Origin of the sequence: Streptomyces sp. NBC_00523 (assembly GCF_036346615.1) — a bacterium.
In the GTDB taxonomy this organism is placed as follows: Bacteria; Actinomycetota; Actinomycetes; order Streptomycetales; family Streptomycetaceae; genus Streptomyces.
The window spans coordinates 1,924,699-1,937,410 of the sequence record NZ_CP107836.1 but is presented as its reverse complement, the minus strand read 5'-3'; the positions used below and the strand labels follow the sequence as shown (position 1 = coordinate 1,937,410).

Sequence of the window (12,712 nt, the reverse complement as noted above, 5' to 3'; positions counted from 1 at the left end):
CCGCACCGGTGTGGTGCGGGCCCCCTCGTCGTCGTACACCTCACGAGCGGTAGATCGACTCCACCTCGTCCGCGAAGTCCTTCGCCACCACGTTCCGCTTCAGCTTCAGCGAGGGCGTGATGTGGCCCGCCTCCTCGGTGAACTGGGCGCCCAGGATGCGGAACTTGCGGACGGACTCGGCCTTGGAGACCGCCGCGTTGCCGTCGTCCACCGCGCGCTGCACCTCGGCGATCAGCTCCGGGTCGTCGCGCAGCGACAGCGCGGTCGATCCCGCGGGCTTGCCGTGCTCCTCGGCCCAGCGGCCCAGGAACTCCTCGTCCAGCGTCACCAGCGCGCCCACGAAGGGCCGCCCGTCGCCGACCACCATGCACTCCGCCACCAGGGCGTGGCCCCGGATGCGGTCCTCGATGACGGCGGGCGCGACGTTCTTGCCGCCGGCCGTGACGATGATCTCCTTCTTGCGGCCGGTGATCGCGAGGTAGCCGTCCTCGTCCAGCGTGCCGATGTCCCCGGTGTGGAACCAGCCGTCCGCCAGTGCCTCGGCCGTCGCCGCCTCGTTGTTCCAGTAGCCGGAGAACAGGTGCTCGCCGTGGAGCAGCACCTCGCCGTCGTCCGCGATGCGCACCACGGAACCGGGGAGCGGCTGGCCGACCGTGCCGATCTTCTGCCGGTCCCACGGGTTGAAGGCGGTGGCCGCGCAGGACTCGGTCAGGCCGTAGCCCTCCAGGACGGTGAAGCCGATGCCCCGGTAGAAGTGGCCGAGCCGCTCGCCGAGCGGGGCGCCGCCGGAGATCGCGTGCTCGCCGCGCCCGCCGAGCACCGCGCGCAGCTTGCCGTAGACCAGGCGGTCGAAGACCTTGTGCCGGAACTTCAGGCCCATCGAGGGGCCCTGCGGGGTGCCCAGCGCGCGGCTGTACGCGATGGCAGTGTCGGCGGCCCTGTCGAAGATCTTGCCCTTGCCGTCGGCCTGCGCCTTGGCGCGCGCCGCGTTGTAGACCTTCTCGAAGACGCGCGGCACACCGAGGATCAGCGTCGGGCGGAACGCGGCCAGCTCGTCGGTGAGGTTCTTGATGTCCGGGACGCAGCCGAGCTTGATCGGCGCCATCACCGAGGCGACCTCCACCAGCCGTCCGAAGACGTGGGCGGCGGGCAGGAAGAGCAGGACCGAGCACTCGCCGGTACGGAAGAGGGGCTTCAGGCGCTCCACGACGTTGCCACACTCCGCGAAGAAGCTGCGGTGGGTCAGCACACAGCCCTTCGGGCGGCCCGTGGTGCCGGAGGTGTAGACGATGGTGGCCGGGTCGTCGGCGCGGGCGGCCGCGCTGCGCAGGTCCACGGTCTCCTCGGAGACCCCTTCGCCCCCGGCGCGGAGATCGTCGACGGCGCCCTTCTCGATCTGCCAGACGTGGCGCAGCCCGGGGAGCCGGTCGCGCACGGAGGCGACGGCGGCGGCGTGGACGTCGCTCTCGACCAGGACCGCGACGGCCCCCGAGTCACCGAGGATCCACTGCACCTGCTCGGGCGAGCTGGTCTCGTACACCGGCACGGTGACCGCGCCCGCGCTCCAGATCGCGAAGTCCAGCAGCACCCACTCGTAGCGGGTGCGCGACATCAGGGCCACCCGGTCGCCGGGCTCGACGCCCGCCGCGATCAGGCCTTTGGCGGCCGACCGGACCTCGGCCAGGAACTGCGTGGCGGTGACGTCCGTCCAGACGCCCGCCACTTTGCGGCTCATCACCGCGACATCGGGATGCTGAGCGGCATTGCGGCGGATGAGATCCGTCAGGTTGCCGTCCGAGGGGACCTCGTACAGGGCCGGAAGGCTGAACTCGCGCAAGACTGCTGCTCCTCATCGGGCTCCGGTGCCACGGCTCTGTGTGACGCACCGGCGCGGTCCAAGATGGCGGGTGCTCAGTGGGGTGAGCACGACTGGACTGCCCGGACGTTACCCACCAGTACTCGGTTCCGGATAGGGGGTTCCGGCCAGATGTCTTATGCGTCACACATATCGGGACGTCCTTTCGCGCACAGTAGTCCACCCATCCGCACACCAGGAAGTAACCGCAGGTCCGGGGCCTTTGCGCAGGCTCTAGGCTGTTTTCATGCGAGCAGGAGCGAACACCCGCGTCCATGTGGTCAGCGACGTGCACGGCAACACCGAGGCGCTGGCCCGCGCCGGTGACGGTGCCGACGCCCTGATCTGCCTCGGTGACCTGGTCCTCTTCCTCGACTACGCGGACCACTCGCGCGGCATCTTCCCCGACCTCTTCGGCGTCGAGAACGCCGACCGGATCGTCGCCCTGCGCACCGCCCGCCGCTTCGAGGAGGCCCGCGACTTCGGCCGGGGGCTGTGGCAGGGCATGGACCGCAACGCCGCGATCACCGAAGCGGTGCGCCGGCAGTACGCCGAGATGTTCGCCGCGCTGCCCACCCCGACGTACGCCACCTACGGCAACGTCGACATCCCCACCCTGTGGCCCGAGTACGCCGCCCCCGGCACCACCGTCCTGGACGGCGAGCGCGTCGAGATCGGCGGCCGCGTCTTCGGCTTCGTCGGCGGCGGCCTGCGGACGCCGATGCGCACCCCGTACGAGATCGACGACGAGGAGTACGCCGCCAAGATCGAGGCGGTCGGCGAGGTCGACGTGCTCTGCACCCACATCCCGCCCGAGGTGCCCGAGCTGGTCTACGACACCGTGGCGCGCCGCTTCGAGCGCGGCAGCCGGGCCCTGCTCGACGCCATCCGCCGCACCCGCCCCCGCTACTCCCTCTTCGGCCACGTCCACCAGCCGCTGGCCCGCCGGATGCGGATCGGCGCCACCGAGTGCGTGAACGTCGGCCACTTCGCCTCCACCGGCCGGCCCTGGGCACTGGAGTGGTGAACCGCCCCACCCTGGGACGGGCCGCCGGGCGCACGCGATAGCCTTCTGGCGGCAGGCTTCTGCCGACGGACCGGTACACCGCACTGGAGGGCCACAGCGATGGCTGAACACACCAGCTCGAGCATCACGATCGAGGCGGCGCCGGCCGACGTCATGGGTGTGATCGCCGACTTCGAGCGCTACCCGGAGTGGACCGGCGAGGTCAAGGAGGCCGAGGTCCTCGGCACCGACGAGCACGGCCGCGCCGAGAAGGTCCGCCTCGTCCTGGACGCCGGTGCGATCAAGGACGACCACACCCTCGCCTACACCTGGATCGGCGCCTACGAGGTCAGCTGGACCCTGGTCAAGTCCCAGATGCTCCGCGCCATCGACGGCTCCTACGCGCTCGCCCCCCTCGGCGACGGCGACCGCACCGAGGTCACCTACCGGCTGACCGTCGACGTCAAGATCCCCATGCTCGGCATGATCAAGCGCAAGGCGGAGAAGGTCATCATCGACCGCGCCCTCGCCGGCCTGAAGAAGCGCGTCGAGTCCTTCCCGAAGGGCTGAGCGCGTGCGTACGGTCCTGGTCACCGGACCCGGCGGAGCAGGCCGTACGACCGTCGCGGCGGCCACCGCGCTCGCCGCGGCCCGCGACGGCGCCCGCACCCTGCTGATCTCCGCCGACCCGATACCCGGCTTCCCCGACGCCACCGCCCCCACCCCGGTCACCGCCGGGCTGCGGTCCGTCCGGATCGACTCCGCCGCCCACTTCCGCGGCGAACTCCTCGCCCTCCAGGAGCAGTTGTCGTCCGTCCTCGAACTGCTCGGCGGCAACCCGCTGGACGGCGAGGAGCTGACCGAACTCCCCGGCAGCGGCGAACTCGCCCTGCTCCACGCCCTGCGCCGGGCCGCCCACGGCGACTGGTCCGCCGAAGCGTACGACCTCCTCGTGGTGGACCTCCCGCCCCTGCGCGACGCGCTGCGCCTGCTCGCCCTCCCCGAACAGCTGCGCCGCTACCTGCGCCGGCTGCTGCCCCAGGAGCGCCAGGCCGCCCGCGCCCTGCGCCCGATGCTCGCCCAGCTGGCCGGGGTGCCCATGCCCGCCCAGTGGCTGTACGAGGCCGCCGCCCGGCACGACGGCGAACTGGCCCAGGTCCAGGCGCTGATCGAGGACCGGACCACCACCCTCCGGCTCGTCGCCGAGCCCGGCCCGGCCGCCGACGAGGCCCTGCGCACCGCCCGCACCGGCCTCGCCCTGCACGGGCTGCGCGCCGAGGCGCCGGTCGCCAACCGGCTGCTGCCCGGCCACTCCCCGGACCCGTTCTTCGCCGCGCTCGCCGCCCAGCAGGAGAAGTCCCTCGGCCACTGGGCGGACGAGGACGCGGCCCCGGTCCGGATCGCCCACCTCGGCCGCGACCCGCAGGGCCCCGACGACCTCCTGGCCCTGGCCGGTGAGGACGGCGAGGGCAACGCGCTCGCCGTGCCCGGCACCGGCGAGGAGCCCGGCCGGGCCCCGGACCCCTGGTGGACCGAGGAGGCCGGCGGGCCGGACGGCGACGGGATACTCGTCTGGTGCCTGCGGCTCCCCGGCGCCGTCAAGAAGGACCTCCAGCTCGTCCGGCGCGGCGGCGAACTCCTCCTGACCGTCGGCCCGTTCCACCGCATCGTCCCCCTGGAACCCGCCCTGCGCCGCTGCACCGTCTCCGGCGCGGCCCTCACCGACGGCGTGCTCCGGGTCCGCTTCACGCCCGATCCCGCGCTCTGGCCCCGGACGAGCTGAACGGCGTACCGGCGTTCGGGTACCGTCGAAGGTACGTGTCCGGTATGCCGGGCCGCCGGCCACGATGCCCCCCAGGAGTCCGCCATGAGCGAAGCCACCGATCGCCCCGCCGACGACAACGCCTGGGCCGACGCGTGCGCCGAGGACCTCGCCGCCGAGCAGGCCCGCCGCCGCGCCGCCTACGGCCCGCCGCCCGGCTCCGCCGCCGAGGAGCTGCGCAAGCTGATGGACGCGGTGTCCGACAAGCTCGGCTCGTTCCAGGCGCCGCTCCTCGGACTGGCCGCGCAGGGTGCCGTACAGCAGGTCATCCAGCAGGCCAAGGCGGCCGTGGAGCCCGTGATCGAGCGCAATCCGGACGTTTTCGATCACATCGCGGCGGCCGGTAACGAACTGCTCGCCGCCTACCGCTCTGCGGTCCAGGGCCAGGAAGGCCGCTGGACCCGGGGGGCGGGGGACCCCGCGGGCACCGAAAAGAAGGCGGAAGGCCCCGAAGGCCCCCGCGACGAGGGGTCCGGCGCCGGCGAACACATCGACCTCGACTGACCGGCGCCGGAGAGGACGGGGCCCGGCCTCGGGTACGGTTGCCTCAGCGGGGCTCGACCGGAACTGAGGGATTCATGGGACTCACCATCGGCGTCGATATCGGCGGCACGAAGATCGCAGCTGGAGTGGTCGACGAAGAGGGCCACATCCTCTCGACCTTCAAGGTGCCGACCCCGCCGACGGCCGAAGCCATCGTGGACGCCATCGCGGCGGCGGTCTCCGGCGCGAGCGCCGGACACCAGGTCGACGCCGTCGGCATCGGCGCGGCCGGATACGTGGACGACAAGCGGGCCACCGTGCTGTTCGCGCCCAACATCAACTGGCGCCACGAACCGCTCAAGGACAAGGTCGAGCAGCGCGTCGGCCTCCCCGTCGTCGTGGAGAACGACGCCAACGCCGCCGCCTGGGGCGAATACCGCTTCGGCGCCGGCCAGGGCCACGACGACGTCATCTGCATCACGCTCGGCACCGGCCTCGGCGGCGGCATCATCATCGGCAACAAGCTGCGCCGCGGACGCTTCGGCGTGGCCGCCGAGTTCGGCCACATCCGGGTCGTCCCGGACGGTCTGCTCTGCGGCTGCGGCAGCCAGGGCTGCTGGGAGCAGTACGCCTCCGGCCGCGCCCTCGTGCGCTACGCGAAGCAGCGCGCCAACGCCACCCCGGAGAACGCCACGATCCTGCTGGCGCTCGGTGACGGGACGGTCGAGGGCATCGAGGGCAAGCACATCAGCGAGGCGGCCCGCCAGGGCTGCCCGGTGGCCATCGACTCGTTCCGCGAGCTGGCCCGCTGGGCCGGTGCCGGACTCGCCGACCTGGCCTCGCTGTTCGACCCGTCGGCCTTCATCGTCGGCGGCGGCGTCTCGGACGAGGGCGAGCTCGTCCTCGACCCGATCCGCAAGTCGTTCCGGCGCTGGCTGATCGGCGGCGAATGGCGCCCGCACGCGCAGGTGCTCGCCGCCCAACTCGGCGGCAAGGCAGGGCTCGTGGGAGCAGCGGACCTGGCCCGCCAGGGCTGATCCACCCGCGCATCCAAAACGCCGGACGCCCGTCGCGCCCCCTGGGGGAGCGGCGGGCGTCCGCCGTATCGTGAGGGCATGGCCACGATGTCGCTGCCCGATTCGTGCACCGAGCCGGACGGCTCGGCCGTCATCCGCGTGCTCAGTTACAACATCCGCTCGATGCGCGACGACTGCGGCGCCCTCGCCCGGGTCATCCGCGCCTGCGCCCCCGATCTGGTCCTCGTCCAGGAGGCGCCGCGCTTCTTCCGCTGGCGCAAGTACGCCGCCCGGCTCGCCGCCGCCACCGACCTGGTGATCCTGGGCGGGGGCGCCACCGCCGCCGGGCCGCTGCTGCTGTGCTCGCTGCGCGCCACGGTCGAGCGCACCGAGGACGTCCTGCTGCCGCGCACCCCGGGCCAGCACCGGCGGGGCTTCGCCACCGCCGTGGTCCGGTTCGCGGGCGCCCGGGTCGGGGTGGTCAGCTGCCACCTGAGCCTTCAGCGGCAGGAGCGGCTGGCCCAGGTGGAGCGGCTGACGGAGACCGTGGACGCGCTGGGCGCGGCGCACGCCGTCGTCGCCGGCGACCTCAACGACGTACCGAGCGGGCGGGCCTTCCGGCGGCTGGCCGGGCGCTACCAGGACTGCTGGGAGACCGAGCCGCAGGGCGGCGAGTACACCTTCCCGGCGCACGAGCCGCGCCGCCGGATCGACGCCGTCTTCGCGACCGGCGGCATCGAGGTCCTGGGCTGCGGGGTCCCGGACGGGCTGCCCGGGGTGCGCGAGGCCGACCTGAGGGCAGCGACCGACCACCGCCCGGTGCTGGCCGCACTCCGGGTGCCCGCCGACCGGGACTAGGGCCTTTCCTTTGGATCATGCTGGGCTCGCGGGGCGTGGCACGCGTGTCTGCGGCGTTGTCGTCGGTTGCCAACGCTCCGCGTTGTCGCCCTCCTCCGCCTTGCAGCCACACGCACCACGCCCCGCTCCCTGATCCAGCCTGATCCAAAGGAAAGGCCCTAGGGGGTGTCCCGCGAAGATCCGCCGGACAGGCCCTAGACCACCGCGCCCCGGCCCGGGTCGTCGTCGCCGTCCTCGTCGGAGTCCATCCGCGCCACCAGTGTCACGAAACCGCCCAGGAAGCCGCCGACGCAGACCGTCGTCAGCCACCAGGTCATCTCCCAGGACAGCAGCACCGCGAGCAGCATCAGCACCGGCCCGCCGACCACCGCGAGCCAGGCGAACTTCGCCGTGACGTCGGCCTCCGGCAGCGGCGGCGGCTCCGGCGGCACGAAGTGCCCCTCGTCGTCGTCCCCGCCGCCCGGGCCGGGCGCGTCGGGGTCGGCCGGCTCGAAGTCGCGCGGGCCCACGCCCGGCGCGAAGACCACGGAGCCGCCGAGCGGCTTGTCGTCCTCCTGCTTCGGCTTGGGCGGCCGCTTGCCGAGCCCCTTGTCCGAGGCCGGGGCGGTCAGCGGACCGTCGTCCGGCAGCGCCAGGTCCTCGATCGACCGGAAGGGCCGCGCACCCGGCGGGTCCGGCGGCTCCTCCCCGTAACCCTCCACGATGGCCCGCCAGACGGCTTCCTCGTCCAGCGGTCCGTCCGCCGCACCGGCCACCGGGGCCCCGGCGTCGTCGGCGACGGCCGCCCCCTCAGCGGGAAGCGGCTCCCGCTCCTCCTCGCTGCCCGCGCGCTCCGCGTCGTGCTCAGCCACTGGACGTACCCCCCTCCTGATCCTTCTCGCTCGGAGCGAGGCGGCCGATGAACGCAAGACTCTCGTCGAAGATCCGCTTCGCATCATGGTCCAACGTCGCCACGTGGTAGCTCTGTTCCAGCAGGATCTCCCGGACGTCCGTCGAGGAGACGCGGCTCAGGATGCGGGCCGAGTCGGCGGGCGGCACGACATGGTCCTGCGGGCTGTGCAGCAGCAGGAGCGGCTGGGTGACCTGCGGCAGCTCGCCGTCGACCAGCCGGAAGAACCTGCGCACCGAGTGCGCCGCGTGCAGCGGCACCCGGTCGTAGCCCACCTCCGCGACGCCCTCCAGGGCGATGTCGCTGACCAGGCCCTTCGTCGTCGGCACCAGATGGCGGACCACCGGCAGCGCGTGCGCCGCGAGGCCGTGCACCTTGTTGGCCGGATTGACGAGCACCAGACCGCTGACCGCGTCCCCGTGCTTCGCGGCCAGCCGCAGCGCCAGCGCACCGCCCATCGAGAGCCCGAAGACGAACACCCGCTCGCAGCGCTCCAGCAGCCCGCGGAGCTCCCGGTCGACCTCCGCGTACCAGTCCTGCCAGCCGGTCACCTGCATGTCCTGCCAGCGCGTGCCGTGCCCGGGGAGCAGCGGCAGCGAGACCGTGAAGTCCCGCTCGGCCAGATAGTCGGCCCAGGGGCGCAGCGACTGCGGGGAACCGGTGAATCCGTGACAGAGGAGGACGCCGACCTCTCCGCCCTCGTGGCGGAACGGCTCGGCTCCGGGAAGGACCGGCACCGGGGTCTCCAATTCATGAGGCTCGCGGGGGAGCGAGCGGGGAGCGGAAGGGGGGTTCGGAAGGGGGGTTCGGAAGGATGTACGGGATACGCGAGGATTACTTCACCGTACGCGACCGGGCCGACACCGACCAGGGCCGTCACGGCCCGGGCCGCGTATGCCCTTCCGCGCCGGGCGGGAGGAAGGGGGACACGGCGGGTTAAGGTCTGTCGGACAGCACACAGGAGGCATCCGAGTTGATCTACGGCGCTATGAAGTTCTCCATCGGCGGGTCGCTGAAGCTCGCCTTCAGGCCGTGGGTGGAGGGCCTGGAGAACATCCCCGCGCGCGGGCCCGCGATCCTCGCCAGCAACCACCTGTCGTTCTCCGACTCCTTCTTCCTGCCGGCCGTCCTGGACCGGAAGGTGACCTTCATCGCGAAGGCCGAGTACTTCACCGCGCCCGGGGTGAAGGGCAAGCTCACCGCCGCGTTCTTCAAGGGCGTCGGCCAGCTCCCCGTCGACCGCTCCGGCGCGCGCGGCGCCGGTGAGGCGGCGATCCGGGCGGGCATCCAGGTGGTCGAGAGCGGCGGCCTCTTCGGCATCTACCCCGAGGGCACCCGGTCGCCCGACGGCCGCCTCTACCGGGGCAAGCCCGGCGGTCTCGCCCGTGTCGCGCTGGCCACCGGGGCGCCGGTCATCCCCGTCGCGATGATCGACACGGAGAAGATCCAGCCGCCCGGCCAGGTGATCCCCAAGCTGATGCGGCCCGGCATCCGGATCGGCAAGCCGCTCGACTTCAGCCGTTACCACGGCATGGACGGCGACCGCTTCATCCTGCGCTCGGTCACCGACGAGGTGATGTACGAGATCATGAAGCTCTCGGGCCAGGAGTACGTCGACATCTACGCGACCGCCGCCAAGCGGCAGATCGCCGACGAGGCCAAGCGCCGGTCCGAGGCCGCGAAGAAGACGGACGGCGACGGCGACAGCGCCTGAGCGGCGCCGCGGTCCGTCAGGGGGACGGGGGAGAACAGCATGGTCAAACGCGTACGCGTGGTCCGGATGTCGGTGGAGCAGCCGCTGTGGCGCGCACTGACGGCGTACCGCGTGCTGACGATGGTCTACGCGATCCTGCTCGCCGCCTTCGCCCGGCACGACTACGAGCGGCCCTGGATAGCGATCACCTTCCTGTCGCTGATGGGCGTCTGGACGCTCGCCACCCTGCCGAAGACGGGCAGCGCCGCCGCCTGCACCAAGCGCTTCCTGGGCGCGGACCTGGCCATCGCCCTCATCGGGATCGTGGTCACCCCGCTCGCCGACTTCCAGGCGCAGCACGTCGACGGGCCGACCCTGCCGTCCATCTGGACCGCGGGCTCCGTGCTGGCCTTCGCGATCAAGGGCGGCTGGCGCTGGGCGGGCTTCGCCTCCAGCCTGGTCGCCGTCGCCAACCTCATCGAGCGCGGCGAGCCCAGCCGCGACACCCTGCACAACGTGATGCTGGTCTGGGTCGCCTCCATCGCCATCGGTTACGTGGTGGAGGTCGCCCGGGCCAGTGAGCGCACCCTCGCCCGCGCCCTGGAGATCGAGGCCGCCACCCGCGAACGCGAACGCCTCGCCCGGGACATCCACGACGGCGTGCTCCAGGTCCTCGCGATGGTCCAGCGGCGTGGTGCCGCGCTCGGCGGCGAGGCGGCGGAGCTCGGCCGGATGGCCGGGGAGCAGGAGGTCGCCCTGCGCACCCTGGTCTCCAGCGGCCTCGTGCCGCCCACCCGGCTCTCCGAGGACGCCTCCGAGGGCGCCGTCGTCCGGACCGTCGAGACGGACGACGACGAAGCGGGCGCCGGGGACGGCGGCGAGACCGACCTGCGCGCACTGCTCGCCCCGCACGCCGGATCCCGCACCAGCTTCGCGGAGCCCGGCGCCCCGGTCATGCTGCCGTCCGCCGCGGCGGCGGAGCTGGCGGCCGCGGTCGGCGCCGCCCTGGACAATGTCCGGGTGCACGCGGGCGAGGGCGCCCAGGCGTGGATCCTGCTGGAGGACTGGCCGGACGAGGTCATCGTCACGGTCCGGGACGACGGGCCCGGCATCCCCGAGGGACGGCTCGCGCAGGCCGAGGGGGAGGGGCGGCTCGGGGTCGCCCTGTCGATCCGCGGCCGGCTGCGCGATCTGGGCGGTACGGCAGAGCTGATCTCGGTCCCCGGACAGGGCACCGAGGTCGAATTGAAGGTTCCTAAGGTTTCACGGGGGAAGGCGGGGTCGGTCCGATGAGCGCGACACACGAAGAGGCCACCGGGCAGCCGGCGATCAGGGTGATGGTGGTGGACGACCACCCGATGTGGCGCGACGCCGTGGCCCGCGACCTAGCCGAGGCCGGCTTCGACGTGGTGGCCACCGCGGGCGACGGGCCCCAGGCCGTCCGCCGGGCCGGGGCCGTCACCCCGGACGTCCTCGTCCTCGACCTCAATCTGCCCGGCCTGCCCGGGGTGCAGGTCTGCAAGGAGCTCGTCGGCAGCCAGCCCGGGCTGCGGGTCCTCGTGCTCTCTGCCAGCGGCGAGCACGCCGACGTCCTGGAGGCGGTCAAGTCCGGTGCCACCGGCTACCTGATGAAGTCGGCGAGCACCCAGGAGCTGACCGAGGCCGTCCGCCGCACCGCCGCGGGCGACGCGGTCTTCACCCCGGGGCTGGCCGGTCTGGTCCTCGGCGAGTACCGACGGCTGGCCTCGGAGCCCGCCCCGGCCGCGTCCGACGAGCCCAAGGCCCCGGAGCTGACCGACCGGGAGACCGAGGTGCTGCGGCTCGTGGCCAAGGGGCTCTCGTACAAGCAGATCGCGGAACGGCTCGTCATCTCGCACCGGACCGTGCAGAACCACGTCCAGAACACCCTGGGCAAGCTCCAGCTGCACAACCGCGTCGAGCTGGTGCGGTACGCCATAGAGCGCGGGCTCGACGACGCGTAAAGCCTGAGCGGCGCGGCCGGGCGCCCCGCCGTATATTCGCGATGACCGGCCGCGCGCAGCACGCAGACAGGGGAGACGTCGTGGAGATCCTGGCCTTCGGAGTGCAGTCCGACGAGAAGCCGCTGATCGAGAAGGCGTTCGCCGGGAAGCACGAAGTCCGCTGCCTGGACGTCTTCCTGAACCGGGACACCGCCCCCATCGCGGCGGGCTACGAGGTCATCTCCACCAGCGTCAACGCCGACCTGGGCAGCGCGGTCCTGCAGACCCTCGCCGCCGGCGGCACCCAGATGATCGCCCAGCGCTCCACCGGCTTCAACAACATCGACCTGGACGTCGCCGAGCGCCTGGCCCTGCGCGTCGCCCGGGTCTCGTACTACTCGCCGTACTCGGTCGCGGAGTTCGCCTGGACGCTCGCCATGGCGGTCAACCGCCGGGTGATCCGGGCCGCGAGCCGCACCCGCGACTTCGACTTCCGGCTCGACGGGCTCCTCGGCCGCGACATGCACGGCCGCACGGTGGGCGTCATCGGCACCGGCAAGATCGGCGAGGCGTTCACCCGGATCGCCCACGGCTTCGGCATGAAGCTGCTCGGCTGGGACGTCGCCGAGAACCCGGCCTGCGTCGAGCTGGGCATGCGGTACGTCGACAAGGAGCGGCTGCTCGCCGAGTCCGACCTGGTCAGCCTGCACGTGCCGCTGCTCCCGTCGACGCACCACCTCATCGACAAGGACGCCCTCGCCCTGATGAAGGACGACGCGATCCTCGTCAACTCCAGCCGGGGCGGCCTCATCGACACCTCGGCCCTGGTCGGCGAGCTGCGCGTGGGCCGCTTCCTCGGCGTCGGACTGGATGTGTACGAGGCGGAGGCCGGGCTGTTCTTCCTGGACAAGTCCCTGGAGGGCGTGGACGACGACACCCTGGCCCGGCTCGTGACCTTCCCGAACGTCATCGTCACCTCGCACCAGGCGTACTACACCGAGGACGCGGTCGGCCAGATCATCGACGCCACCGTCGAGAACGTCGGCGACTACCTGGCCGGCCGCCACAGCGACAACGTCCTGGTCCCGGCCCGCCCCGGGACCTGAGACCCCGGGGCCCGGGGAACCGC

General features: G+C 72.5%; 13 protein-coding genes. 10 read left to right on the top strand and 3 right to left on the bottom strand.

Features of this window, described 5'->3' with window-relative positions:
• Positions 1 to 40 precede the first annotated feature (40 nt).
• The gene (locus OHS17_RS08735) at positions 41 to 1,837 is read right to left on the bottom strand and encodes an AMP-dependent synthetase/ligase (protein ID WP_330311695.1); all 1,797 of its coding nucleotides are present in this window, start codon (positions 1,835 to 1,837) and stop codon (positions 41 to 43) included.
• A gap of 265 nt (positions 1,838 to 2,102) precedes the next feature.
• Here OHS17_RS08735 and OHS17_RS08730 point away from each other — a divergent pair, with 265 nt between their 5' ends.
• The 6 genes from OHS17_RS08730 to OHS17_RS08705 all read left to right on the top strand — a co-directional run bounded on the left by OHS17_RS08730 (position 2,103) and on the right by OHS17_RS08705 (position 7,040).
• The gene (locus OHS17_RS08730; protein WP_330311694.1) at positions 2,103 to 2,882 is read left to right on the top strand and encodes a metallophosphoesterase family protein; all 780 of its coding nucleotides are present in this window, start codon (positions 2,103 to 2,105) and stop codon (positions 2,880 to 2,882) included.
• 99 nt (positions 2,883 to 2,981) lie between these two features.
• Positions 2,982 to 3,431: an SRPBCC family protein gene (locus tag OHS17_RS08725; RefSeq protein WP_330311693.1), complete on the top strand. Its 450-nt coding sequence runs from the start codon at positions 2,982 to 2,984 to the stop codon at positions 3,429 to 3,431.
• 4 nt (positions 3,432 to 3,435) lie between these two features.
• Positions 3,436 to 4,644 (top strand): ArsA family ATPase, encoded by a 1,209-nt coding sequence (locus OHS17_RS08720; protein WP_330311692.1) that lies wholly within the window; start codon positions 3,436 to 3,438, stop codon positions 4,642 to 4,644.
• An 84-nt stretch (positions 4,645 to 4,728) separates the two neighbouring features.
• Entirely contained in the window at positions 4,729 to 5,187 is a 459-nt protein-coding gene (locus OHS17_RS08715) for a DUF5304 domain-containing protein (RefSeq protein WP_018104409.1), read from the top strand.
• 74 nt (positions 5,188 to 5,261) lie between these two features.
• A complete protein-coding gene (locus OHS17_RS08710; RefSeq protein WP_018104410.1) occupies positions 5,262 to 6,203 on the top strand; it encodes an ROK family glucokinase in 942 nt (313 codons plus the stop codon).
• Positions 6,204 to 6,281: 78 nt separating this feature from the next.
• Positions 6,282 to 7,040 carry an endonuclease/exonuclease/phosphatase family protein gene (locus OHS17_RS08705; protein WP_330311691.1) on the top strand — a complete coding sequence of 253 codons (759 nt, stop codon included), beginning with the start codon at positions 6,282 to 6,284 and terminating at the stop codon, positions 7,038 to 7,040.
• Positions 7,041 to 7,234: 194 nt separating this feature from the next.
• Here OHS17_RS08705 and OHS17_RS08700 read toward each other — a convergent pair whose 3' ends face one another.
• On the bottom strand, positions 7,235 to 7,891 hold the full coding sequence (locus OHS17_RS08700) for a hypothetical protein (RefSeq protein WP_330311690.1): 657 nt from the start codon (positions 7,889 to 7,891) through the stop codon (positions 7,235 to 7,237).
• Positions 7,884 to 8,666 (bottom strand): alpha/beta hydrolase, encoded by a 783-nt coding sequence (locus OHS17_RS08695; protein WP_330315194.1) that lies wholly within the window; start codon positions 8,664 to 8,666, stop codon positions 7,884 to 7,886. The genes OHS17_RS08700 and OHS17_RS08695 overlap by 8 nt, the downstream gene beginning before the upstream one ends.
• A gap of 251 nt (positions 8,667 to 8,917) precedes the next feature.
• Here OHS17_RS08695 and OHS17_RS08690 point away from each other — a divergent pair, with 251 nt between their 5' ends.
• From OHS17_RS08690 to OHS17_RS08675, 4 genes are all read left to right on the top strand, one after another.
• Complete coding sequence (locus OHS17_RS08690; RefSeq protein WP_018104414.1) at positions 8,918 to 9,643, top strand: lysophospholipid acyltransferase family protein; 726 nt, start codon at positions 8,918 to 8,920, stop codon at positions 9,641 to 9,643.
• Positions 9,644 to 9,682: 39 nt separating this feature from the next.
• Positions 9,683 to 10,915: a MacS family sensor histidine kinase gene (macS, locus tag OHS17_RS08685; protein WP_330311689.1), complete on the top strand. Its 1,233-nt coding sequence runs from the start codon at positions 9,683 to 9,685 to the stop codon at positions 10,913 to 10,915.
• Positions 10,912 to 11,604, top strand: a complete 693-nt coding sequence (locus OHS17_RS08680) for a response regulator transcription factor (protein ID WP_330311688.1) — start codon at positions 10,912 to 10,914, stop codon at positions 11,602 to 11,604. The genes macS and OHS17_RS08680 overlap by 4 nt, the downstream gene beginning before the upstream one ends.
• A gap of 80 nt (positions 11,605 to 11,684) precedes the next feature.
• A complete protein-coding gene (locus OHS17_RS08675) occupies positions 11,685 to 12,689 on the top strand; it encodes a 2-hydroxyacid dehydrogenase (protein WP_330311687.1) in 1,005 nt (334 codons plus the stop codon).
• Positions 12,690 to 12,712 lie beyond the last annotated feature (23 nt).

What these genes read in the sequence shown, in the direction of transcription:
- OHS17_RS08730 (WP_330311694.1), top strand. Translation starts at nt 2,103, where the DNA reads ATGCGAGCAGGAGCGAACACCCGCGTCCATGTGGTCAGCGACGTGCAC.
- OHS17_RS08725 (WP_330311693.1), top strand. Translation starts at nt 2,982, where the DNA reads ATGGCTGAACACACCAGCTCGAGCATCACGATCGAGGCGGCGCCGGCC.
- OHS17_RS08715 (WP_018104409.1), top strand. Translation starts at nt 4,729, where the DNA reads ATGAGCGAAGCCACCGATCGCCCCGCCGACGACAACGCCTGGGCCGAC.
- OHS17_RS08710 (WP_018104410.1), top strand. Translation starts at nt 5,262, where the DNA reads ATGGGACTCACCATCGGCGTCGATATCGGCGGCACGAAGATCGCAGCT.
- OHS17_RS08705 (WP_330311691.1), top strand. Translation starts at nt 6,282, where the DNA reads ATGGCCACGATGTCGCTGCCCGATTCGTGCACCGAGCCGGACGGCTCG.
- OHS17_RS08690 (WP_018104414.1), top strand. Translation starts at nt 8,918, where the DNA reads ATGAAGTTCTCCATCGGCGGGTCGCTGAAGCTCGCCTTCAGGCCGTGG.
- macS (WP_330311689.1), top strand. Translation starts at nt 9,683, where the DNA reads ATGGTCAAACGCGTACGCGTGGTCCGGATGTCGGTGGAGCAGCCGCTG.
- OHS17_RS08680 (WP_330311688.1), top strand. Translation starts at nt 10,912, where the DNA reads ATGAGCGCGACACACGAAGAGGCCACCGGGCAGCCGGCGATCAGGGTG.